At 72.1% G+C, this 19,909-nt stretch carries 25 protein-coding genes; all 25 read right to left on the bottom strand.

Features of this window, described 5'->3' with window-relative positions; genetic code table 11:
• Nucleotides 1–61 precede the first annotated feature (61 nt).
• The 25 genes from ABH937_RS33275 to ABH937_RS33155 all read right to left on the bottom strand — a co-directional run bounded on the left by ABH937_RS33275 (nucleotide 62) and on the right by ABH937_RS33155 (nucleotide 19,900).
• Complete coding sequence (locus tag ABH937_RS33275) at nucleotides 62–586, bottom strand: hypothetical protein (protein WP_370220384.1); 525 nt, start codon at nucleotides 584–586, stop codon at nucleotides 62–64.
• Between the two features lie 44 nt (nucleotides 587–630).
• Entirely contained in the window at nucleotides 631–1,491 is an 861-nt protein-coding gene (locus tag ABH937_RS33270; RefSeq protein ID WP_370220383.1) for a DUF317 domain-containing protein, read from the bottom strand.
• Nucleotides 1,492–1,602: 111 nt separating this feature from the next.
• Nucleotides 1,603–2,454 (bottom strand): winged helix-turn-helix transcriptional regulator, encoded by an 852-nt coding sequence (locus ABH937_RS33265; protein ID WP_370220382.1) that lies wholly within the window; start codon nucleotides 2,452–2,454, stop codon nucleotides 1,603–1,605.
• Between the two features lie 50 nt (nucleotides 2,455–2,504).
• Entirely contained in the window at nucleotides 2,505–3,002 is a 498-nt protein-coding gene (locus ABH937_RS33260; RefSeq protein ID WP_370220381.1) for a hypothetical protein, read from the bottom strand.
• Nucleotides 2,999–3,751, bottom strand: coding sequence for a hypothetical protein (locus ABH937_RS33255; RefSeq protein WP_370220380.1), 753 nt, complete (start codon nucleotides 3,749–3,751; stop codon nucleotides 2,999–3,001). The genes ABH937_RS33260 and ABH937_RS33255 overlap by 4 nt, the downstream gene beginning before the upstream one ends.
• A 29-nt stretch (nucleotides 3,752–3,780) precedes the next feature.
• Complete coding sequence (locus tag ABH937_RS33250; protein ID WP_370220379.1) at nucleotides 3,781–4,419, bottom strand: DUF4913 domain-containing protein; 639 nt, start codon at nucleotides 4,417–4,419, stop codon at nucleotides 3,781–3,783.
• 93 nt (nucleotides 4,420–4,512) lie between these two features.
• The gene (locus ABH937_RS33245; RefSeq protein WP_370220410.1) at nucleotides 4,513–5,742 is read right to left on the bottom strand and encodes a DNA cytosine methyltransferase; all 1,230 of its coding nucleotides are present in this window, start codon (nucleotides 5,740–5,742) and stop codon (nucleotides 4,513–4,515) included.
• Between the two features lie 20 nt (nucleotides 5,743–5,762).
• A complete protein-coding gene (locus tag ABH937_RS33240) occupies nucleotides 5,763–6,383 on the bottom strand; it encodes a hypothetical protein (protein WP_370220378.1) in 621 nt (206 codons plus the stop codon).
• 62 nt (nucleotides 6,384–6,445) lie between these two features.
• On the bottom strand, nucleotides 6,446–7,120 hold the full coding sequence (locus ABH937_RS33235; protein ID WP_370220377.1) for a hypothetical protein: 675 nt from the start codon (nucleotides 7,118–7,120) through the stop codon (nucleotides 6,446–6,448).
• A gap of 8 nt (nucleotides 7,121–7,128) precedes the next feature.
• Nucleotides 7,129–7,602, bottom strand: a complete 474-nt coding sequence (locus ABH937_RS33230) for a hypothetical protein (protein WP_370220376.1) — start codon at nucleotides 7,600–7,602, stop codon at nucleotides 7,129–7,131.
• On the bottom strand, nucleotides 7,602–8,171 hold the full coding sequence (locus tag ABH937_RS33225) for a hypothetical protein (RefSeq protein WP_370220375.1): 570 nt from the start codon (nucleotides 8,169–8,171) through the stop codon (nucleotides 7,602–7,604). Before ABH937_RS33225 ends, ABH937_RS33230 begins: the two co-directional genes overlap by 1 nt.
• Nucleotides 8,172–8,235: 64 nt before the next feature.
• Nucleotides 8,236–8,850: a hypothetical protein gene (locus tag ABH937_RS33220; RefSeq protein WP_370220374.1), complete on the bottom strand. Its 615-nt coding sequence runs from the start codon at nucleotides 8,848–8,850 to the stop codon at nucleotides 8,236–8,238.
• Between the two features lie 105 nt (nucleotides 8,851–8,955).
• Nucleotides 8,956–9,522 (bottom strand): hypothetical protein, encoded by a 567-nt coding sequence (locus tag ABH937_RS33215; RefSeq protein ID WP_370220373.1) that lies wholly within the window; start codon nucleotides 9,520–9,522, stop codon nucleotides 8,956–8,958.
• 44 nt (nucleotides 9,523–9,566) lie between these two features.
• Nucleotides 9,567–10,760 (bottom strand): DnaB-like helicase N-terminal domain-containing protein, encoded by a 1,194-nt coding sequence (locus ABH937_RS33210; protein WP_370220372.1) that lies wholly within the window; start codon nucleotides 10,758–10,760, stop codon nucleotides 9,567–9,569.
• Nucleotides 10,757–10,942 carry a hypothetical protein gene (locus ABH937_RS33205; RefSeq protein WP_370220371.1) on the bottom strand — a complete coding sequence of 62 codons (186 nt, stop codon included), beginning with the start codon at nucleotides 10,940–10,942 and terminating at the stop codon, nucleotides 10,757–10,759. The genes ABH937_RS33210 and ABH937_RS33205 overlap by 4 nt, the downstream gene beginning before the upstream one ends.
• Entirely contained in the window at nucleotides 10,939–11,760 is an 822-nt protein-coding gene (locus ABH937_RS33200) for a hypothetical protein (RefSeq protein WP_370220370.1), read from the bottom strand. The genes ABH937_RS33205 and ABH937_RS33200 overlap by 4 nt, the downstream gene beginning before the upstream one ends.
• 81 nt (nucleotides 11,761–11,841) lie before the next feature.
• Entirely contained in the window at nucleotides 11,842–12,675 is an 834-nt protein-coding gene (locus tag ABH937_RS33195; protein ID WP_370220409.1) for a hypothetical protein, read from the bottom strand.
• A gap of 62 nt (nucleotides 12,676–12,737) precedes the next feature.
• Entirely contained in the window at nucleotides 12,738–14,507 is a 1,770-nt protein-coding gene (locus tag ABH937_RS33190; RefSeq protein ID WP_370220408.1) for a type IV secretory system conjugative DNA transfer family protein, read from the bottom strand.
• 172 nt (nucleotides 14,508–14,679) lie between these two features.
• Nucleotides 14,680–15,393, bottom strand: coding sequence for a hypothetical protein (locus ABH937_RS33185; protein WP_370220369.1), 714 nt, complete (start codon nucleotides 15,391–15,393; stop codon nucleotides 14,680–14,682).
• 67 nt (nucleotides 15,394–15,460) lie between these two features.
• On the bottom strand, nucleotides 15,461–15,904 hold the full coding sequence (locus ABH937_RS33180; protein WP_370220368.1) for a hypothetical protein: 444 nt from the start codon (nucleotides 15,902–15,904) through the stop codon (nucleotides 15,461–15,463).
• 31 nt (nucleotides 15,905–15,935) lie between these two features.
• A complete protein-coding gene (locus tag ABH937_RS33175) occupies nucleotides 15,936–16,562 on the bottom strand; it encodes a hypothetical protein (protein WP_370220367.1) in 627 nt (208 codons plus the stop codon).
• A 16-nt stretch (nucleotides 16,563–16,578) separates the two neighbouring features.
• Nucleotides 16,579–17,442 carry a hypothetical protein gene (locus ABH937_RS33170; protein WP_370220366.1) on the bottom strand — a complete coding sequence of 288 codons (864 nt, stop codon included), beginning with the start codon at nucleotides 17,440–17,442 and terminating at the stop codon, nucleotides 16,579–16,581.
• A 340-nt stretch (nucleotides 17,443–17,782) separates the two neighbouring features.
• Nucleotides 17,783–18,283: a hypothetical protein gene (locus ABH937_RS33165; RefSeq protein WP_370220365.1), complete on the bottom strand. Its 501-nt coding sequence runs from the start codon at nucleotides 18,281–18,283 to the stop codon at nucleotides 17,783–17,785.
• A gap of 30 nt (nucleotides 18,284–18,313) precedes the next feature.
• The gene (locus tag ABH937_RS33160; protein ID WP_370220364.1) at nucleotides 18,314–19,396 is read right to left on the bottom strand and encodes a hypothetical protein; all 1,083 of its coding nucleotides are present in this window, start codon (nucleotides 19,394–19,396) and stop codon (nucleotides 18,314–18,316) included.
• Nucleotides 19,397–19,522: 126 nt separating this feature from the next.
• Nucleotides 19,523–19,900 carry a hypothetical protein gene (locus tag ABH937_RS33155; protein WP_370220363.1) on the bottom strand — a complete coding sequence of 126 codons (378 nt, stop codon included), beginning with the start codon at nucleotides 19,898–19,900 and terminating at the stop codon, nucleotides 19,523–19,525.
• Between the last annotated feature and the right edge of the window lie 9 nt (nucleotides 19,901–19,909).

Genomic DNA, 19,909 nt, shown 5'->3' with positions numbered 1-19,909 from the left:
TTGGGGCGGCGGTGTCGGATGCGGGGAGCAGGGGCGCGTTCCAAGGGTCGAGGTGGCGGGGTCACAGACGGCAGTACGGGCCCGCGGGCTGTGGGAGAGCGGGGTCCAGCGCGGTGGCGGCGGCCATCACGTGTCCGTGTGCCTGCCGGACGATCCCCGCGGCCCTGGCCCGCAGCTCCCGGACGCCCTCGCCGGCCGCAGCGCCGGATGGGGCCTGTTCGAGACCGGTGGTCAGAACCCCGGCGGCGGCCAGAACGCCGCAGGCGGCGGATTCCAGGCTGCGCAGCGCGCTGATCGCCTCGCGGGTCGGCGGGCTGGACAGGTCGGCGATGGCGGCGGCGTTGGCGCAGGTGATGCTCAGCATGACCAGCGCGGTCAGGAGGTCCGCGCCCAGTTGGCGGGCCGGTTCGGCGTCGTCGAGGGCCTGGTCGAGCACGTCGGCCAGGCCGACGAGGTGCTCGGCGTCGCCGCTGATCGTCTGGGCGAGCTCGGCCGGGAAGGTCGCGGCCGTGGCCAGGTCGGCCCACGGGTCGCCGGTCGGGAAGGCGTCGCTCGGCTCGGACAGCGTCTGGTGGTCGGGGTTCAAGGCGGCGGTGTCCTTCGTCGTCGTGCTGGCGGGTGGGCGCACGGTCAGCGGGTTTGCTTGGGCTGGTGGCCAGTTGGCGGGTGCTGGTGCGCGGCGCCGACGGCCGGGGTGACCGGGCCGGAGAGGCGGGTAGCGCGCGCGGCTTTGGCTCGATCGCTTGCGGTGCGGGTGAAGTTGGCGGTCGTGACCAGGAACGGTTCGACTTCCGGCCGGTGGTTGAGGTCGGCTTGGTCGCGGAAGACGGGCATGGGGTTGGTCAGGGCGGCGGTGAGTTCGCGAACGAGGTGGGTGGGGGTGGCGGAGGTGAACGTGGCCCGCCACAGCCGGCCCGCCGAATCCTGTCCCGCCGCGGGGCCGGCGGTGATCTCCCACGCCTCCGGCCCTCTGGTCAATTCGTCTTCCCACGAGCCGATATGGGAGCGGCGACGCACGGAGAGCAGCTCGTCGGGTGAGCTGTACAGCAGGTCGCTGTCCCACAGTTCGTCCAGAGTGAGGACGCGGCCGGTGCCGTCGGGGTCGCGTGAGCGGTTCCAGCCGGCGCGCTCCAGCCGGCCGATCGCCTGATGGGGGTGGCGGTTGCCGTGGAGTGCCAGCAGGCCGCCGTCGGCGAGGTCGGCGGCGAGGCGGTCGGTCAGGGCGGCCACCAATTCGGGCGGGGTGCCGAAGTCGAAGGCTCCCTGCCAGACCGGCTGGTGCATCGGACCCGGCGCGGCGTTGATGATCCACGCCGCCGCGTAGAACGAGCCGGAGGGCACGTGGGCCAGGCGCACCCGCCGGCAGGGGCTGTCGAGGATGCTGTCCGCGCCGCCGATCATCTGGCGGTTCCAGCCGTAGTCGTCGGTCAGCGGCGTGATGACGCGCTGCTCGCCGTGCTCGGTCTCGCCGGCCAGATGGACGGGCCCCACCGCCAACTCCTTCGAGCGGTCCAGGAACTGCTTGACCTGCTCGGTGCTGCGAGGTTGGGATGCCGTGGTCCTCCTCCTTTCGAACTCCCCGTCTGGGAAACGTGGTTGTGGTCAGCGCTGGCGGGCGGGGGCCGCGCTGATGATGAGCGGGGCGGGCTGGGGCTCGGGCTGGTGGGAGAAGACCAGGCGGCTGGTCGCGGAGCGGAGCCGGGCCGCCTGGGCCCTGCTTGCCTCGGCCCGCTGCTCGGTGGGTGCCGGCGATGCCGCAGGTCGGCTCACGGCGAGGGCGGCGGCCATGGCCGGGCTGGCGGCGGGCGGGCGTGGTGCGCCGGGCAGGTGGGCGTGGGCCCAGTCCTCGGCGGCGTCGAAGAACGGCTCGAGCGCGCGTCCGGCGGAGGTGAGGTGGTAGCGCTGGTTGCGCGGCTCGCCGTCGCGCGCCACCAGGCCCTGCTGCTCCAAGGCAGCGACCCGGTGACCGGCGGAGCCGGCGGGCAGCACCTGCAGGATGTCCGACCAGTACGCCTCCCCGTGCTCCAGTTCGAGCAGGATGTCGGTGGCGAAGCTGTAGCTGAGCGGCGCGAGGGCTTCCTCGATGACCTGGGCCCTGGCCTTGGGCTGGTGGGCGCCCTGGTGGAGGCGCCCCCAGTCCCAGAGGGTGTCCAGGACCGGCTCCAGAGCCTTTCCCGCGCCGGTGAGCGCGTAGCTGCTGGTGCGCCCCTGGCGGCTGCGGTGAACGAGGCCGGCCTCGTCCATCTGCTGCAGACGCCGGTGAAGGGTGGTGTCGTTGACCATCGGCAGCGCGGCCTGGAGATCGGCGTGGCGCATCGCGTCGGCGCCGGCCAGAGACTGCAGGACCCACACGCTCCAGCGGGGGGAGACCAGTTCGACGCTGCGCTGGATCGGGCCGGCCTGGTGCGCCTGGTCGCGGACCGGGCGGGGGGAGACGGCGGGGGCTGCGGGCACGGAGGTGCGCCTTTCGGTGACGGGAGGCCAGGGCTGGTGCTGGTGAGGACTCAGGTGAGGCGGGCGGCGGGGCTGGCGGAGATCACGAGTGGCGGCGCGGCTCCTCGTACTGCCGCCGCCGCCGAGGCGGTGGCGGGGCGGTGGTCGCCGGTGGTCCGGGAGGCGGCGAGCGCGGCCTGGAAGCGGGGCGGAAGCCCCCGTGGGGTGGGGCGAAGGCGGCGGGCGGCGGTCTCGTAGACCGCCAGGTCCCGCCGCTCGCCGACCGCGATCACGTGGATGGCCTGCAGGTGGCGCGGGTGCGCCTGGGCACGGCGCTCGGTGTAGACCAGGCGGTACAGGTTGCGCTCGTCCAGGTAGATCTTTCGGGCCGCGGACAGCTCGCGCCCGACATGGTCTTCGAGGACGGGCCCGCGTACCTCGGAGCGCACCAGGCGGTCGAGGTAGCGGATGGCCAGCTCGCGGACGTGCGCGGGCACCGCCAGCAGATCGGTGAGCGCCTCGGGGTGGACGCTCACCTCGGCCAGTGCCCGCGCGGCCGTCACGCTCACCGGTGCGGGCCTCCGGCCGCCGGCACCGCAGACACCCGAACGGGCTCGGGCAGCACACCGGACGTCGCGCGCACGGTCGGAGCCGATGTCGAGCGGCTACGGGCGGCGCTCGCCGCAGCCGACACCTGCACCACCGTGTCGGCGGCCAGCGCCGCCGGCAGCGACCGGTCGCGGACCTCCAGCCACGCCTGCGCCTCCTGCGGGCTGCCGAAGGAGCCCTCCCGCAGCGTGAACCCGCCCTCGTCGCGGATGTGCTCGATGTGCAGCAGGTACGGCCTGTCCGCAGCCCGCGGGTCACTGTCGCGCAGCAGCGCCCAGCTCTCGGAGAGTTCGACGCCGTGGTCGACGATGTCGTAGCGGCCGGGGCTGGCGATGATGCGCCGGGCGATGGCGGCGCTCTTCGCGTCGGCCGGGGTGCTCTGGTCCTCACCGTGCTGGACGAAGTACGAGACGCTGGCGCCGTGTTCGACCAGCCACGCCATGCCAAGGGCGATGGTCGGCTGCGCCGCCGTCCTGAGCCGAATGGTGCCCGCATCGTGGTCGTAGCGGATGTGGAAGGCGTGGATGGCCATGTCGGAGTCCAGGTAACCGACGCGGTCCTCGAACAGCAGGTACTCGTCGGGATCGCCGTACTGGGCGTCGAGGAAGCCCAGGACTTCCTCGGCGGCCTGCAGGCGCAGCTGGATGCCGGCCGATTCGGCGTCGGCGGGCTTGAGGTTGGGGAAGTCGTAGTCGTTCAGGGCGGACACCTTCGTCGGGCGGTTGGGGGCGGGCAGGCTCAGGCGGCGGCCGGGAGAAGCGCGTCGGGGTCGGTGAAGCCGGGGTGGTCCAGCACGCGGTGGCTGATGTGGCCAAGGCTCGAGCAGGCGGCGAACGGGCCGTCAGGGCTGCGGAGTTTGCCGAGCAGCGGCTCGAGGTGGTCGCGCAGCCAGGAGGAGGGGCCGGCCGGGCCCGATTGCGGGTCGATCGCGGCCTGCCAGGCCAGCCAGCAGGCGTGGATGCGCGCGACCGCGTCCGGATGCTCGGGCCAGCGCAGGCACCAGGGCCGGCCGGCGGTCACCTCCGCACCGAAGATGGCCGACAGGATCTGGTCGACCCACGGCGTCATCAGCTCCAACTCGGCGTAGTACTCGGGGTCGTCGAACGCGACGATGTACATCGGCTCGCTGCCCGGCTCGGCCTCCTCGGCTGCAGTCTCCTGCGGCGGCGCTTCGGCACTGGTCATGCTGGCCAGCTGCTCGGCCTGCAGTTCGTAGGCACTGGCCAGGGCGTTGAGGCGGGCCGACAGTGCCTCGACCTGGTCCTCGCTCAGGCCCGCCACCGGCTCGGCGGTGAACAGCGGCGCGGCGACTGCCGGGTCCGCGGCAGGCGGCGCTGTCTCCTCGGCGGGGGTGTGGTCGGGATCGTGGCTGGTCAAGCGGGCTCCTGGCGTTGGGGGCGATAGACACGAGAATGCTGATGAAGCGGCCGTTTTAAAACGGCCACCTGCGGGTGTATAAGGCGGCGCCGCTCACGCTTCGCGATGGCGGTGAGCCCCGCACAGGACCGCTGGCGGGGACAGCAACTCCAGTGCCCTGGCTGCCTGTTGGGGGACGACTCCGTTGCCGAGAGCGGTGAGCTGTGCGGCCCGGCTCAGCCCGGGGACGTCGCAGACGAGGCCCTTCTCGACGCCCATGATCCACTCGACGAAGGCCGGGGCCAGCCGTCCGCGCGCATCGGTCGGGTCCGGCGCCGGGCGGGTGACCCGCTCCCAGCGGGTGATGGCCGGCCCGTACGGTCCCCACCGGCTCAGTCGCTCCCGGGCTCCGACGTCGTCCAGATCGGCAACGGGGGTGAGCAGTCCAACCCCGTGGTCGGCGTCGCCGTCACCCTGCTGCCGGGTCGCGATCCCGGCCGCAGCCGCGCCGTCGCGCTCGGCAGCGTCAGGTCGCCCTTGCTGCCACGCGAGTTCGGGCCGCCGTGCGTCCCGTCGCTCGCCTTCGGCGTCGGCAGCAGATGCTCCACCTCGTCGCTGAGATTCGGACCGTGCCCGCCTTCCCGCCTGCGATCCGGGTGCTGACTGCCCCCGATGCTGCCCAAATTCGACGTCGGAGTTTTCAGCAGCGTGACGGCATGCCCCAGGTCCTCGCGAACCGAGTCCGGCCCCTTGGCGTCCCTCGCCTTCGGCGTGGGCAGAGCGCGGCCAGGCGGTGAGGAAGATCCGCTCTCGTCGATGTGGCGCGCCGACGTCAGAGGCGCGTAGCATCGTCCATCGCGCATCCATCCCGAGGCCGGCCAGGTCCGAGAGAACAACGCCGAGTGCCCGCACAGCAGGTTCAGCTCCTGTGTCTCCCAGACACCACGGGCAGAACTCCAGATCGCCATCGGCTGCCGCAGCAGCGGGCGCTGAGAGAATTCCACGAACGTTCTCGATCACCACCAAGCACGGGTTGAGGATTTGTATGGCACGGGCGATGGTGTGCCACAGGCCCGAGCGGGTGCCCTCCATCAGCCCCCTGCGGGCACCCGCGACGCTGACATCCTGACAGGGGAACCCCGCTGCCAACACGCACACGGGCTCGACAGCACGCCAGTCAACTTGCGTGATATCGCCAAGATTTGGCACATGCGGCCAGCGGTTGCGCAGGATGGCCGCCGCATGGGGATTGGACTCCGCGTGCCAGGCGACGGACCCGCCGAAGGCAGCCTGGACCCCCTGGTCCAACCCTCCGTAGCCGCTGCACAACGAGCCGATCCGCACTCCGGGTGCGGTCAGGAGAGTCAACGTCCCGTCACAGCAGAAGAGTTGCTGTGCGCGGGGGGAGTGGCGACGACCGACGCCCGGGGGCCGGCGGCTGCGGCGGCGGGCGAGAGGCCGGTCGTCGCGGGGCGTCCGACCAGGGCCGAGCGCAGGCGGGCGGCGGCCGAGCGCGCGCTGGAGCGTAGCGTCCCGTCGCTGACGTCGGGCGAGGACGGGTGGGCCGCGCGGTTGTGCAGGTTTTTCGCGGCCAGGGCCAGCGGCTTGTCGGCGAGGCGGATCTGCGCCTGGGCGGCGGCCCACTGCTTCGGCTCGACGCCGTACGGGTTGGTGAAGGTCTCAGTCAGCGCGATGAGCCCGACCAGATGCGTGTCGGCCTCGGCGATGAGCGTCGCGCCCCGGCTGAGCGTCTGGGCGGCGAGCCGCGTCTCCTCCGTGGCGGACGGGCTGTCCGCAGCTGTGCCGTTGAGGACGGAGGCGGTCAACACCGCGTCCCGGTGCGCCTGGCGGACCGCCATCAGCTGCTCGGCCGCGTTGGCGGGACTGGGATCCCTGTCGGTCAGAGCCAGGAAGGCCCGCAGGGCGTCGACGTGCTCGGCGACGCGGCGCACCTCGTCGGTGTGAACAGTGGTGGTCTCGGGCAAATCGTTCTCTTTCGCAGGTGTGTTGGCGCGGCGGGCGGCTTTGGGCCCGCCCCCTGTCGCGGTCAGCGGGCGGCGCGGGCCGGGGAGCGGGCCGGTGCGGGGGCTGCCGGGGTGAGGGCGGATTCCTCCGGCGGCGCAGTGGCGGTGCTGCTGGTGGAGCGGGACGGCGTAGTGGTGGCGGCCTTCGCGGCTGGCCGGGCGGTGTACACCAGGTGCGGGGCCTGCACGGACTCGTCGACCGCGCTGCGGGTGGTGGCCTGGGCGTGCTCGCCCGCGGCCTTCTCGGTGATCGCTAGGAGCGCCTTCGGCTCCGGCCCGGTCAGGTTGGCGGCGATCTCGGCCACCGTGGCGGCTGCCTCGTCGAGGATGTGCCGCGCGGCCGACAGCGCCCGGTGGGACGTGAGACGCTCGCGCGAGATGACGGGCCGCTCGGCGGGTCGGTCCCTGATCTGGACGGCGGCGACCAGGGCCGGGGTCGCACGCAGGACTGCCTTGCTGATCAGCACGCCGGCCATGCCGTAGGCGAGCGTCGAGCGCCGGTGGGCGACTTCCTCGTCCGCGGTGAACGTGGTGCCGGACAGAGGGCCGTCACCGGTATTGATGATCACCGTCTTCTGAAGCCGGGTCAGGTCCTCCAGCGCCTTGGAGATCATCTGCGGCGTCGGGCTGCGGTAGGTGGAGATGTGGAAGAGCCGCTCGGAGTGGACACCGAGTTCGACGGTCAGGTCGTGCAACATGCGGGTCTCTAGGTCGACGCGACGGGACAAGAGCGGGCTCCTGGCAGAGGAAGGACTGGGCGGGGTGCACCGAGCGGTCGGCGGTGCGGGGAGGGGGCGGCAGGTCCGCTCAGCGGCTGAGCCGGGCGGGTTCCCAGTCGGCGCCGGCGCCGGTGGCGGTGGCCGGTTGGGCGGAGACGACCGGCGCCAGACAGCAGTTCGGTGAGCCGCAGCAGGATCGCGGCGTCGCGTGTCGCCGTGAACTCCTGGCCCCACATCTCCCCGGGGCTGGGCACCCCACGGCGGGGCCCCTCGGACAGTTCGGCGCCGAGGCGGGCAGCGCCCGCGATGTAGGCGGCGAAGGCGTCGATGTTCTCGCCGAGCAACTTCGGCACCTGGCTTGGCTCCTGGGCGGCGCTCTGCCGTGCCGCTCGGCGGACCTCGGCAAGGTCGCGGACCAGAACCGCGAGGCGCTCGACATCCTCGGGACGCACATCGCTCATCAGCGGCCCCGACCTGCGGCAGCTGGCTGGGCCTGGGCGGGCTGCGCGGTGACGCCCGCAGCCTGGGTGCCGGCGGCGGACGCGACCGGCCCGGGCTTGGGCAGCCGCCGGGCGGCGGTCTCGAGCTGCTCGGCGCCGAACCAGGCAGCCTTGTGAGCTTGCGACAGGGCGGTGAGCGCCCCGTACACGCGCTGCTGGTACGCGACGGCGGCCACGGCGGCAGGGTCCGTCGCGGGGTCGCCGCGCAGAGCCCGCAGGGAGAACTCCAGAGCGAGGGCCAGGTGCCGGTGGGCGGTAGCTGCGTGAACCTGCGCGCCGAGATAGGCATCCGCCATCGCCGCTGCGGCGGCGTCGGTTTCCGGTGCGATCGTGGCGTGGCGGGCAGCGTTGTCCGCGCAGTGCCGCATGAGGGTCTGGAAGCCGGCGGTGTGCTTGAGCAGCTCGGCGGGGTCGGGCACAGGGGTGCCGGGTGCCTTCGCGGCGGTGTCGGCGCGGGTGCCGAGCATCCGCAGGATGTTGGCGAGGTCGCCCAGGCCGAGGACGTGCAGGGCGGGGGTCGTCTTGGCCATACGAACTCCACGAGCAGGAAGGAGGGTTGTCAGGTCGGCCGGGTGGTGGTGCTCTGCCGGAACGTCACCGGCTGCGCTGAGCGGTGGGGGCGGCTGCGGGCAGCTCGGCCCGCAGTGCAGCCGCGCTGATCGCGACGAGCGTGCGGTTGCCCGCAGCCACGGCGGCTGAGCTGCGCGGGCCGCGGGCATTGGCTGGGGAACCGGAGGGCGGCATCGACAGGGCGAGGGCGTCGGTGCGCAGGTTGTCGACGGCCTCTCCCAGGGCCAGGCGCGTATGGGACAGGGCGAGGTTGAGCTGCTGGCCGGCCTTCTCGCGGTTCTGCTGTGCGGCCGGGCTGGCGAGGCCGTCGACCTCGTAGAGCTGGCCGGCCATCGAAGCGGCGCGGCTGATGGTTGCCACCGCCCTGCCGAGCTTCTCGGCGGCGTCGGCCAGGGGCCGGACGGCCGCTCGGTGGGCGCCGGTGCGGGGAGAGCGGGCCAGGGCGGCGGCCGTGGTGAGGAGCAGCTGGTGCTGTGCGCTGATCGCGGTCGTCTGCTCGGCAAGTTCGGTCAGGGCGGGCGGGCCCTGTTCGCGGTAGGCGGCGGGCACAGCGCTCTGGAGGCCGGCGATCGTGGTGGCGGCGGCCAGCAGGCGCTGGTCCGGCCGCTGCTGGGAAGGGGCGGGCACGGCGGTGAGCACGGATCTCCAAGACGAGGGTGGGAGGACAGGGCGTTCACGGGGCCGGCTGGACGGCGCGGTGGTGGGCCGGGACCGGGCGGCGGCGCAGTGGGCAGGCGCGGCGTCTCACTGGCCGCGGTGGAGCGGGATGACGTTGGCGGGGTCGGCGGGGCGGGCCGGCCTCACGAGGGATAGGACGGTGATGGGTTCCGCGTGGGGGAAGATCGCGGTGCGCAGGCGGGCGGCTGCCGCCCGAACGGCGACGGCGCGGGGAACCGGTTCCGGTACCGCGGTGGGCAGGCGATCGGCGTGCACCCGCAGGTCCACCGCCGCGTTTTGCAGCGCGATATCGGCGCGCTTGACGAGAGCCTGTGCGTTTTCCTGCTGGTTCGAGACGGGCGGGCGGTGCTGGTGGGCGACGACCAGGGTCAAGTGCAGAAGTTCCGAGAGGTGCTGCATGGCCCCGGCCAGGTGACCGGCAGCCACATCGAAGGCCAGCTCCGCGCGGCGCGCTGTCCGCTGCCTGGGTCGCGCGGCGCCGGCGGGAGAGGCCGAGCTGGCGGCGTGGGTGCGGAGCGCGTCGAGGGCCGCGAGCTGGTGGATGACCTGGGTCGCGCCCGGAACGCCGACCTGCGGCCAGAGGGCAGGATCGAGGTTGCGAGCGGTGTCGATGCGGTCGGCAAGCGCACGCAACTCGTGTGTGTAGCTGTCGGGGGACGTGGCCAGGGGGAACCTCCTTACAGCGGCGGGGAACTGCGGACAGGCGGGCGGTCGGGGACTGCCGCGCGGCGCGGCGCGGGCGCGGCTGCCTCCTGGCGGTTCCGCTCGAGCGGCGAGTTCGTCCAGGCCGTGGTGGCCGGCGGGGAGCTGCGAGCCAGAGCGGCGCCCTTGCGGCCACCCTGGAGGACGACCGGTGACGGGCGCGGTGGCAGCTCGCCGTTGGCCGCGGCCCACCGGGAGCGGACCTCCTCGACCGGCTGCACGACCTGTGCGGCGGCGCCGAGCAGCCGGGTGGCGGAGATGGAGGCGTCCAGCGCCATGACCCGCACGATGCCCGCCGCCGTCGCGGCCGAGCGCATCAACGAGGCGCGCAACACCAGCTCCCCGAAGTACTCCGGGTCCGCCGCCGCCCCGCCCGCGCACACGGCCCTGACCCGTTCCACCGTCAGCACACCCTGAGCCAGAGCGCCTCGCCGCTGGACCTCCCACAAGGCGGTGAGGGGATCCACGGGCTCCCCGCGGTGGCCGAGCGCGACCACCGCCTGGTAGAGCGCGGCGTGGCCGGCATCGGCGAAGTCGGCGGGCTGAAGCCAGGCGGCGACCTGCGCCACCTGCCTGGGCGAGTCGACCAGCGCGCCGAGCAGCATCTCCTCGTTGCCGAGGACGGCCCGCTCTCGCCTCTCGTCGCGGGCGGTTGTCGGCGGATCCGGCAGCCGGTGGCGTCGGCGGGCATCGATGGGCGCCCCCCAGATGTCGGCCAGCCGGCGGATCACCGACCGCAGGACCCCGGTCAGCTCCACGGTGGCCTCCACCGACCCGCCCTCGGCGGCGGCCAGCAGCCGGTGGGCGTGCTCCTGAAGCGCTCGGCGCACCGCGGTCTCCAGCACCATCCGCCCGTAGGAGGCCGCGTGATCAGAGCGGGGACAGGCGGCGATCAGCGAGTGCCCGTAGGACGCCGAGAATCCCCGACTGGCCTCGGCCGCACCGGCCATGGCCTGAAGCGCCCAGTCGCGGCGCTCCTCCTTGCCAGCATCGGCGGCCAGGGAGCGGTGGCCGGCGGCGCGCTGGGCGAGCAGCACCGCGAACAGCGCACCGTGGGCCGGACGGTAGAAGTGCCGAGGCTCCAACCAGCCTGCGACCGACTCCACTTGCCGGGGATCCAGGAGCAGCGCACCGAGCAGCGCCTGCTCGGCCTCCAACTGGGGGTTCACGCGGCCTCCGACGAGACGACGCCGCCGGGGAGGGCCAGGAGACGGGAGAGTCGCTCGAGGTCCGCGACCAGCTGCGGGTCCTCCACGGCCACCGTGTCGGATCCGTCCGTCAGGTGCCACGTGCCGCGAAGCCGGGCGACCGGCAGGCCGGCCAGGCGCTCGGCTGTCAGCAGTGTCGTCACAGGCGTCCCCGCAGCCCGGCCGAAGGCGCGGACGCATGCACGAAGGACGGCGCGGCGAGTGGGGCGGCGGGTGCCGCGTGGAGCGGGAACCCGGTGGCCGGGTCCACCGCAGACAGGCCCGCCAGCGGCTGCTTCCAGTGCTGATCGGTCCAGTCGTTGGCCTGCCGCTTGGTGGGGAAGGCCCCCTCGCGGATCGTGTACGTCGACTTCTCCTCGTCGACGGTCTCGATCTGCAGCAGGAACCGACGCCCCGCTGCGCGAGGGTGCCGGTCCAACAGCAGCACCCAGGTGCGGTCGTTCGGGTACTGGGCGTACATGGCGTTGTAGCCCTGCAGCAGGTAGCGGTCGCGGGAGCGGCGGACACGGTTCTCGATCAGGCGGGTCGTGCGGTCACCCGGCCGGGAATCGGCGTACTCCCGCCCGCCGAGCAGCTGCACGGGCTCGCCGGACGCGAAGATCCGGTCCACCGGGTCCACGACCTCCTCGCCCCGGCGCCGGGCCAGGGCCTGGGGGTCCGCGCCCCGGCCGACCAGCCAGTGCCCGGCCCAGGCGAACGTGGCAGCGGACTTCGTGCGGATGCTGAACGTCTCCGCCTGCGGATCGCGGTGGACATGCACGGCGAAGGCCCGCGGAGAGCCGGTCATGGACGACGCGGCCGTCAGGTCCGCGGTGACGAGGAACCGATCACGCCCGCCGGCACTGCGATGCTCGGCGACGACCTCGTAGAGATCCCAGAAGAGCCGCATGTCGCGGTAGACCGACTGCGACGCGGGGTCCGCCGCGCTGAAGCCGTCGAGGCCGTCAAGAATGCCCTTCACACGTCTCCTCAAGGCGGATCGAATGGCGGACGGAAGGGGCAACTGCCAGTCCAGAAGCGGAAGATGGGCACCGTCTGCTGCTCACACGACCGCCTCCCCGCTGCGGCAGGCGTAGGGGGAGCACCCGTCGGCCGGGCCGAACTCCAACTCGTCAGCGGAGAGCCGATCCTGCAGGTCCAGCTGCTCACGGCGAGTCAGCTTGTCGATCGGCGCCTCGTCGAGCGGGACACGCGAGCGGTGCAGGTACGCCTGCCCGAGCAGCTCTCGCCCCTCGGCGGTCGCCCGCGCGTTGCCGGCCCGGATCGCCCGGTCGAAGGCGACCACGTCCTCCCACTCCTCGGGCGATTCATCGCGAATAGCGCGCCACTGCGCATTCCCATGAAATGGACAGCCAAGGCAGCTGCTCTTCGGGGTGCTTTCCAGGCCATGCTCCGCCAGGAGTCCGAGGCAGTCCCCACGAGAAAGGCCCAGCTCGATCAGCGGGAACCTGTTCTGGGTGTACTTGACATCGGCATCCTTCGCCCGATGGAACTCATCGGTGGAAATGCCGATCCACTGCTCGGCGAACACGCCGCGCGGCACCCGGACCGGATGCGGATAACCAAGAAGCCTGCGCACCTCGCGCTTAATCGGTTTAATTTTATACTCGGACGTACACTGACGCCGAGTCATGCCAGGAGTCCCATCCCGGTTGAGAATGTAGAGCGGCATGGACGCGAACCGATGTGCCGGGTCGAGAGCATCCTTCCTGATGTTCCCGGAGGATACGCGAAGAATCGGAATACTCGCAGGCCGGGCTATCTCCTGCTCCACGCGGTCCAAATGCCGATAGACTTTCTCCGGCTCCCAGCCGGTGTCCGAGAAAATGGCATAGTCGATTTTCGGGAGCTCGCCGAGGGCGGAAAGAAGGAGCAGGGTGGTGCTTTGAACTCCGGCGCCTAGGCTGAGGATCCGCATCGCCGGTTCGGTGGTGGTCATCATGCGGCCTCACCGACCTTGGCAAGAGCCCGCTCGGTGATGAGTACGGTCTGCCGAGAGGAGGCCGCTCCGATTTTGTCGGCGCCGGGCTCCTTGTACCAGGGGTGGAGCTGGAGAAGTGCTGGCTTGGTGCCGGTCGCGAAGAGCAGGGCGGTTCCCTTCCGAAGGCTTCGGATCTGGTCGGGCGGCAGAATTCGCTCTTGCCGCATGGAAGTTGACGTAGACCGGCCGGACTCGGAAGTGGAGTGGGAGACGGTCTCGACATCGTGGTCGCCCACCAGGCGGCTCAATTTGTCCGCGAAATCCGCGTCATCGATTCCGGAACCGATCAATTTGACCGTCGCGGCGGACCACATGGCGTCCATGCCCGCTTCTCCCCAGACTTTCTGGCCCTGCCGGTAGCTCTGAAGAATCGTGATCGGGATGACTCCACGGCTTCCCAAGTGGGAATACAAATCGGGCAAGTCTCCGATTTTGCAGACATTTGCGGCTTCGTCCAAGACGGCCAGCAGCGGCGGGTCGAGACGGCCGCCGTCTCGCTCCGCCTGGATTACAGCGGTGCGCATGACGGAATCGGCTGCCGCGGCGATCAGTGCGCTCGCGCTGCCGCCGCCGTCCTTGGACAGCAGGAACAGGCTGTCCTTGCGGACCACGAATTCCGAGGGCCTGAACTCGGGAAGTTCCGGCTGCGGGGTCACCCATGCTGATATTCGCGGGTCCAAAAGGCAGGCGGCGTACTGGCGGGCGGTCTCATAGATTCCGTCTCGGGTCTCCACCGCGCCGCTGACCGTGCCCTGCAGCTGATTGGCGACAGCGGTCATGTCGTGGGCCTTGAGAATGTCGATCGGGGTTCGGTCGGCGGGCTGAGCGAGCCAGGAGAGAACGTCGGTGATCGGCCGTTTGTCGATTCCTGCGGCCAGAAAGAGGGCGCACAGGGTGTTCTGGGCGGCGGTGCTCCAAAAATCGCCGGCCGACGATTCGTCCACGGCCGCGGCTACGAAATGACCGGCCAATCTGCGGGCGCCCGGCAGGTCCTTGGCGTCGGCCAGGATGTCCCACCACATCCCCTGGGGGGTGTGGGCGATCTGCTGCGGGTCCATGGTCCAGACCTGGCCGACCTCGGAGCGCGCCTCCAAGCACGCCGTGTAGGCGTCGCGGGCGGCCTTGTTTGAGGTCAGCAGGATCGGGCCCGGTGCGCGTAGGATCGCCGGCACGGCCATCGACGTGGTCTTGCCCGACCGGGGCGCCATGATCGCGATCATGACGTCCTCCCAGTTGGAGCGGACCTCGGGTCCGCCTTCGCCGAGGCTGCCGAGCAGGACGCCGGTGTCGTCCGCGGCGATGTCCTTGGGCTTGGCCTTGGCCAGGCTCGGCCTCAAGTCCTGTGCCTTGGCGGTGATTTCCTTCGGCAGCAGCGCGGCCAGGTCGCGGGAGGTGGCGAGCCCGTCGGTCGGCTTGCGGCGCTTGAGCCAGAGGCCGATGCCGATGCCGGCCAGGAGCAGGGCGATCAGGCCGGGGGTGACGCGGGCGCTGACGAGCAGCAGCGGCTGGTGGAGGTGAGGCCACAGCTGCGCGGGGTGGAGTGCGGCGGTGACCGGCTGATAAGGGGACCACGGGCCTTGCCCGGCAAGGATGTTGGCGGTGTTGCCGCCGATCCAGGCGAGCGATCCGTAGACGGCGAGGGCGACGCCGGCGCCGATCAGCGTGTACAGGACGGCGTCGGTGCCGGGGGTGGCGGACGGGGATTTGGGCGTGGAGGCGGGAGGCAGGGTGGGGGGTCCTTGCAGAACGGTGAAGGGGGAACCCCTGCGCGAGAAGGGCCAGTTGGCGGGGCGCGGGGTGGGAGATGCGGGCCAAGGGCCCGGTGTCGCAGCCGGCCGGGGGAGGTCACCGGGCGGCGCGGGGTGGTAAAGCCGCGGCTAGGCCAGCGGCCGGTGAGTCTCAGGCACGCAGTGCGGATGCCTGACGGGCTGATGCGGGGGATGCTGCGGGCCGGTCGGCGCCGGGAAAGGGCACGGGCGGGTTGACGGCACCGATCCGGGTGGGGAGTGAACGGGCAGCAACCGCACGCTCGTTGGCCAGGACCGGCTCGACCGGGTGGTGGTCGGGTTCTGTCGCGGCGGTTTCCTCGCTCAGCGCGGCGACGTCGTGGCCGAGTTGGGTGAGCTGCTCGCTGGCGTCCCGTAGCCGGTCCGACAGGGTTTGGGCGGGGCCGCGATCAGGCTCGGAGGCGAGCTTCTGGGCGGCGGTGTCCACGACCGCGATGACTCGTTCGAGGAGTCCGTACTGGGGATCGGTCAACCGGCCGAGGATTTCGCCGATGTCCTGGGCGTTCGCGTTGTAGACCTGGGCGGCGGCCGTGGTCAGCCGGGCTTCCAACAGCAACCAGTCCGACTCGCGGAGGAGCGGCTCGGTGTGGGCACGGGGCAGCGGAGGGACGACGCGCGTGGTGTATCCGGCGTCCTGGAGCATCTGCTGAGCGAACCGGATCCGCTGGAAGAGGTCGGCCGTGCCGTGGCCCTCGGCGGTGTAGATACGGCTGCCGCCCTCGTTGACGAAGCCGGCCCGGCCGAGAATGCCGCAGCTGGCCGGGTCGGGAGCCTGTGCCCAGGCGCTCTGGCCAGGGGTGTTCTCGTTGGGGAGTCGGGCGAACACGATGTGGCCGGCGGAGGGGACGGTGGTGATGGGCGCTCCGTTCCACTGGGGGACTTGGTGGTGGGGGTCATCGTGAGCGGGCGCCGGCGGGTTCGGCGGTCACGGTGACGCCGTCGCCCTGAAGGACGGCCGCGCCGCCGGCCAGGACGGAGACCGGGGAGCGGATGAGCGCGGCCTGGGTGCGGGCCTGGCCGCAGGTGATCTGCTCGGTCTGATGGTCGACCTGGTCGCCGGCGTCGGCCAGGCGCCAGGCGAGGCGGCTCAGCGCGGTGGAGTCGTCGAGGAGGGAGGTGTGCAGCGCGTCCTCGGTGAGTCCTTCCTTGTGGGCCCAGAGCGCGATGTCGCGCACGATCTCGGCCACGCGCGGGATCGGCCCTTGGGTGAGGAACAGCTCGCGGAGCAGCTGGGCGACGTCGTGGGGGTCGTCGACGTCGTGCATCGCCGTTCGCAGGTCGCTGAGCGCCTGGCCTGCTCGGCCGACGCAGTCACTGGCCCGGTAGTAGGGGTTCATGCCGGAGGGATCGGTGGTCAGAGTGGTGGCCTCATCGGGACGCGGCCGGGAACCGGCCTGGGACTTGGCGGGAGATGGCCGCCGCAGGTGTAAGGGGTGCGGGGACGGAGATCGGGATGTTCCGGGCGAGGGCGACGGCGTGCCGCCGGGAGCCGGTGGTCTCCAGCTCGATGAGCTGGCAGACGGCCTTGGCCCGCGACGCATCGTTGTGCAGGCGCGGCAGGCGGCCGTCCAGGCGCATCATCGGGGCGACGATGCGCACCTCGTGCTCACCGGTCCGAAGCGCGATCCACCGGCATGCCGCCTCGTCGCCCACTGGAGCGATTCCGGCGGCAGCCACTACACGGCTCACGGCGCTCGCCCACGCCCCGTCGCTGAGGGGAACGCTGCCGGGATGGGTGCGCAGGGTGCACTGCCACACCTGCCGCGCACGGCCGGGCCGGGCTGCGTCCTGGCCCGAGACGGTGAACTGCCGCAGCGGGCCCTCCAGTTCGTCGACGAGCTGGTCCATGAGGGCGGTGCCGGGAACGGGGAGCTCGACATCGGGGCGCCAGGCCGCGATGGCATAGGGCCGGAGGTTGCCGCGGTTGACACAGTGAAGGTGAATGGCGTTCAGCAGACCGAGGGTGTTCGCGTACCGGGTGATGAAGGGGATCACTGGTGCAGTCCTCCGGTCACCGGGTTCGCGGCCGGGGCGGGCCGGCCGGTACGGCAGTGGAGGGCGGGACCTGGACCGTGGCGGCAGCGACAGCGGACGGCTCACTCGTCGTGCGGCCTGCGGCGGCACTGGCACGGGCGGTGCCGTCCGGCCCCGGCGCGAGGTGCTGGCCGCGCACCAGGTCGATGATGTCCTTAGTGGCGGTGGGCCGGTGGCCCGCCGCGCGCAGGGTGCGTGCGGCGAGGGTGAGGCGCTCGACGTCGTACGCGTCGCCCATGCCGTACAGCAGCCGGTGGTAGGGGAAGTGGAACTCGGTGGTGAAGTCGACGACGAAACCGGCCTGGTCGAGGAGATGACTGACCTGCGGACCGGCGGCCTTGTCGTACTCCGCTCTCACCTGTCCGTTGTCGTCGCGGCGGAAGTGCACCTCCGCGGCGTGTTCGGCCGTTGCGGGAGTCGAGAGGGCCACTGGGCCGGTCGCGGACGTGGGTCTCGGTTCCTGGGCCGGTGCGGAGAGGGGCAGGCCCATGGCGCGCTCGCGAGCGGTCAGGGTGCGTACTTCCGCGATGCTGTCGCCGGCTTCCCGCTGCACATCGCTGAGTACTTCGCACACGTCGCTGTAGCGGTCGTAGAGCCGGTAGGCGGGCAGGGCCTGCTGGTCGTGGTGGGTGTCGTCGATACGCCGCCGGAACGTTTCTGCGGCGGCTTCTGCGACGCTGGTCAGGGCGTCCAGCAGGCCCTCGTCGCCGAAGACGGCGCTCAGGATGTGCGCGGTCTGTTCGTCGTTGGCCGTTCGCAGGCGCCGGGCGAGGCGTTCGAGGGCCTCGGCGGCGGTCGACTTGTCGTCATCGGTGTCGGCCGACCGGGATGATGTGGTCAACGCTTCCCTTCGGCAGGCGGGTCGGGCAGCGGGATGCGGTAGCCGGCGGCCAGCAGCAGGCCCGCGACTTGAGCGGTGCGTTCGCGCCTGTACGCGACGGTGCCTGTTGGGGCGGGAGGCGGGTCGGCTGGACGGCCGGGGCTGGCTGTGTCGGGGGCGGGGTGTGGCACGGGTCCTCGCGAAGGGTGGTGTCGGTGGTCCCGTCTGGCCGCATCGGCGCTACGCCGTCAGCGTGCGCCGTGCGGTCGCCGGGCGTGTTCGGCCGGGGGACGAGTGGCGGCGGCTGTCACGGCCGGGTCTGTGGTGATGCTTCCGGCCGACAGTGGGCGGATGCGCGTCACTAGTACGGGTTTTCGCTGGTCCGGGCGTCGGCGTCGTTGACGGCGGCGGCGAGCAGCTCGGGCAGGTCTGCCGGGCTCGCCTCGCGCTGGTCGATCCACCACGACGCCCGGTCCACGGTGCGGGCCTGGTCCTCGAGCTGCTGCCAGTCGCCTTCGTCGAGGCTGCCCTCGACCACCAGGACGCGGTAGGCGCCGGTCACGAGAAGGTGGCGGCACCGCTCGCCCCAGGGAACCGCCTTGGCGGGGCCGTCCAGCGGTGGCATCCGGTACTGCTCGGCCCACTCGGCGGCGGCCTGCTGTTCCTCGGCTCGCTTGTTCTTGAGCCATTCGGCGCGCTCGGCCTCGTCACCGGACTTCTCGGCGAGCCAGCACGCGCGGCACGCCCGGCCTTCGAGCCAGCGTGCGAACGAGGCGCGCTTGTCGGCCGGACGCTCGGACAGGTCGTGATCGACCTCGTGGCCGCAGGAGTGGGTGACGGTCCAGTTCTTCTTCACTGCCATGGAAAGGGGAAACCTCCAGGATGCTTGGGGTCAGCGGTAGTTGGCGTACGCCTTGCGGGGGTCGATGGCCGGCGCGGCGGCGGCGCTGTTCGCGGCTTCCGCGGCGCCGAGGGTGGCGCCGACCTGAACACGGCTGCTGCGGGCCAGGGCCGCGCGGGCCCTGGGGCTGGCCGCCGGGGCGGTGAGGGCGGGACGTGGGGAGCGGGCGGCGACGCCGGCCAGCTCCTTGCCCGTCGTGCTGAGCGTCGTGCTCGCCTGGGCGATGACCGCCTCGACACGCTCGGCGTCGAGGCTGGACGGGTCGGTGCGCAGCTGCTGCTCGATGCCTCGCAGCCGCGCGCTGATCTCGTTCATCATCGACACCCGGTCGTGGACCAGGGCATCGTCGCGCTGCTCACCGACGCTGGGCCGCACCTCGCGCTCGCCGGCGGGGACGAGGCGGGTGCCGAACGGGTCGAGGGCAGGGGCCTGCTGCTGCGGCGCTGCCTGCGGGCGAGGGGTCCGATCGGCCGCGGGGATGAGCCTGGTGAAGAACGGGTCCAGCGCCTGGGCCTCGGCCTGAGCAGGTGTGGGCGAGGGCGGGGTGCGGTCCATCGCGGCGATCAGCTTCGTGGCGAACGGATCGGTGGGCACGTACGGCTCGTCGAGCGGCTCGTACGCCAGATCGGTGGCGACCGTCAGCCCGGCCTTTCGCAGCTCGCGCACCGCGTCGGTGGCGCGCTCGGCGGCTTCGGGGCCCCGGCCCACGGTGTACATGTGGTCGTCGGCGCGGATGAAGCCGGCCTGCTGCAGCCTCGAGGCGGCGAAGGGCTGGTCGCTGGGGACGGTGGCCACGACGCCGTGCCGCGGGTGGTTGCCGATGGTGACGTCGTGGCGGTGCGCGCTGGGGGAGGCGCTGACGACGACGGCATCGGGGCCGGCGGCCAGTGCCGAGGGGCTCGGCGGGCGGGTGGCGGGGGTGTAGTCGAAGGCCGGATCGGCGGACACCTTGACGCCCCGGGCGCGCATCGCGGCGACGGCCTGGCGGGCCTGCAGGAAGATGTTCTGGTCGGCGCGGCGCAGGACCATGTCCGTGCGGTCGGGCAGGGGACGGAACCCGAAGTCCTCCAGCACGCGGCGGGCGGCGGGGTCGTCGGCGATCGGGGTGGCGACGATGCCGTGTTCCGGGTGGCGGGTGACGGCGAAGTGTGGCTCGGCGGGGATGCGGTACTCCTCAAGACGGGCGGGGCAGCGGAGAGGTCAGCGGCGGGGAAGAGTGTTCGGCTGGGCCGGTGAGGGCGCTGTGGCCGGGCCGGGTGGCCGGTGGCCGGACCCTTGCTGGACAGCGCCGGACCGGGCGGCCACCGCCCGGTCGCTCAGGGCCAGTTGGCCGGCACCGGCTGCCTCGATGGGCGGCGGGACAAGTTCGCGCCGCACCTCGGCCAGCCGTACCTGCAGGCGGTTGATGTCGAAGTGCGCGTCGGTCAGCGCGTTCACGACCTTGCCGCGCTGATCGGCGGGCAGGGTGTCGGCGCACCAGATGCCGACCTCGTCGATCATGTAGCTGAGTTGGGCCAGCGCCCCGCCCTCCACATCGACGGCGGTGCCCAGCCAGTCGGCGGCCAGTTCGCGGGACATGGCCCCGCC

This window comes from Kitasatospora sp. GAS1066B (genome assembly GCF_041262605.1).
Taxonomy (GTDB): domain Bacteria; phylum Actinomycetota; class Actinomycetes; order Streptomycetales; family Streptomycetaceae; genus Kitasatospora.
Note: the sequence above shows the minus strand (reverse complement) of the source record. Positions and strands in the feature narration are given on the sequence as shown.

Coding starts and splice junctions, on each gene's coding strand:
- ABH937_RS33225 (WP_370220375.1), bottom strand. CDS start 8,171: ATGGCCAAGACGACCCCCGCCCTGCACGTCCTCGGCCTGGGCGACCTC.
- ABH937_RS33155 (WP_370220363.1), bottom strand. CDS start 19,900: ATGTCCCGCGAACTGGCCGCCGACTGGCTGGGCACCGCCGTCGATGTG.
- ABH937_RS33180 (WP_370220368.1), bottom strand. CDS start 15,904: ATGAACCCCTACTACCGGGCCAGTGACTGCGTCGGCCGAGCAGGCCAG.
- ABH937_RS33230 (WP_370220376.1), bottom strand. CDS start 7,602: ATGAGCGATGTGCGTCCCGAGGATGTCGAGCGCCTCGCGGTTCTGGTC.
- ABH937_RS33235 (WP_370220377.1), bottom strand. CDS start 7,120: ATGTTGCACGACCTGACCGTCGAACTCGGTGTCCACTCCGAGCGGCTC.
- ABH937_RS33165 (WP_370220365.1), bottom strand. CDS start 18,283: ATGGCAGTGAAGAAGAACTGGACCGTCACCCACTCCTGCGGCCACGAG.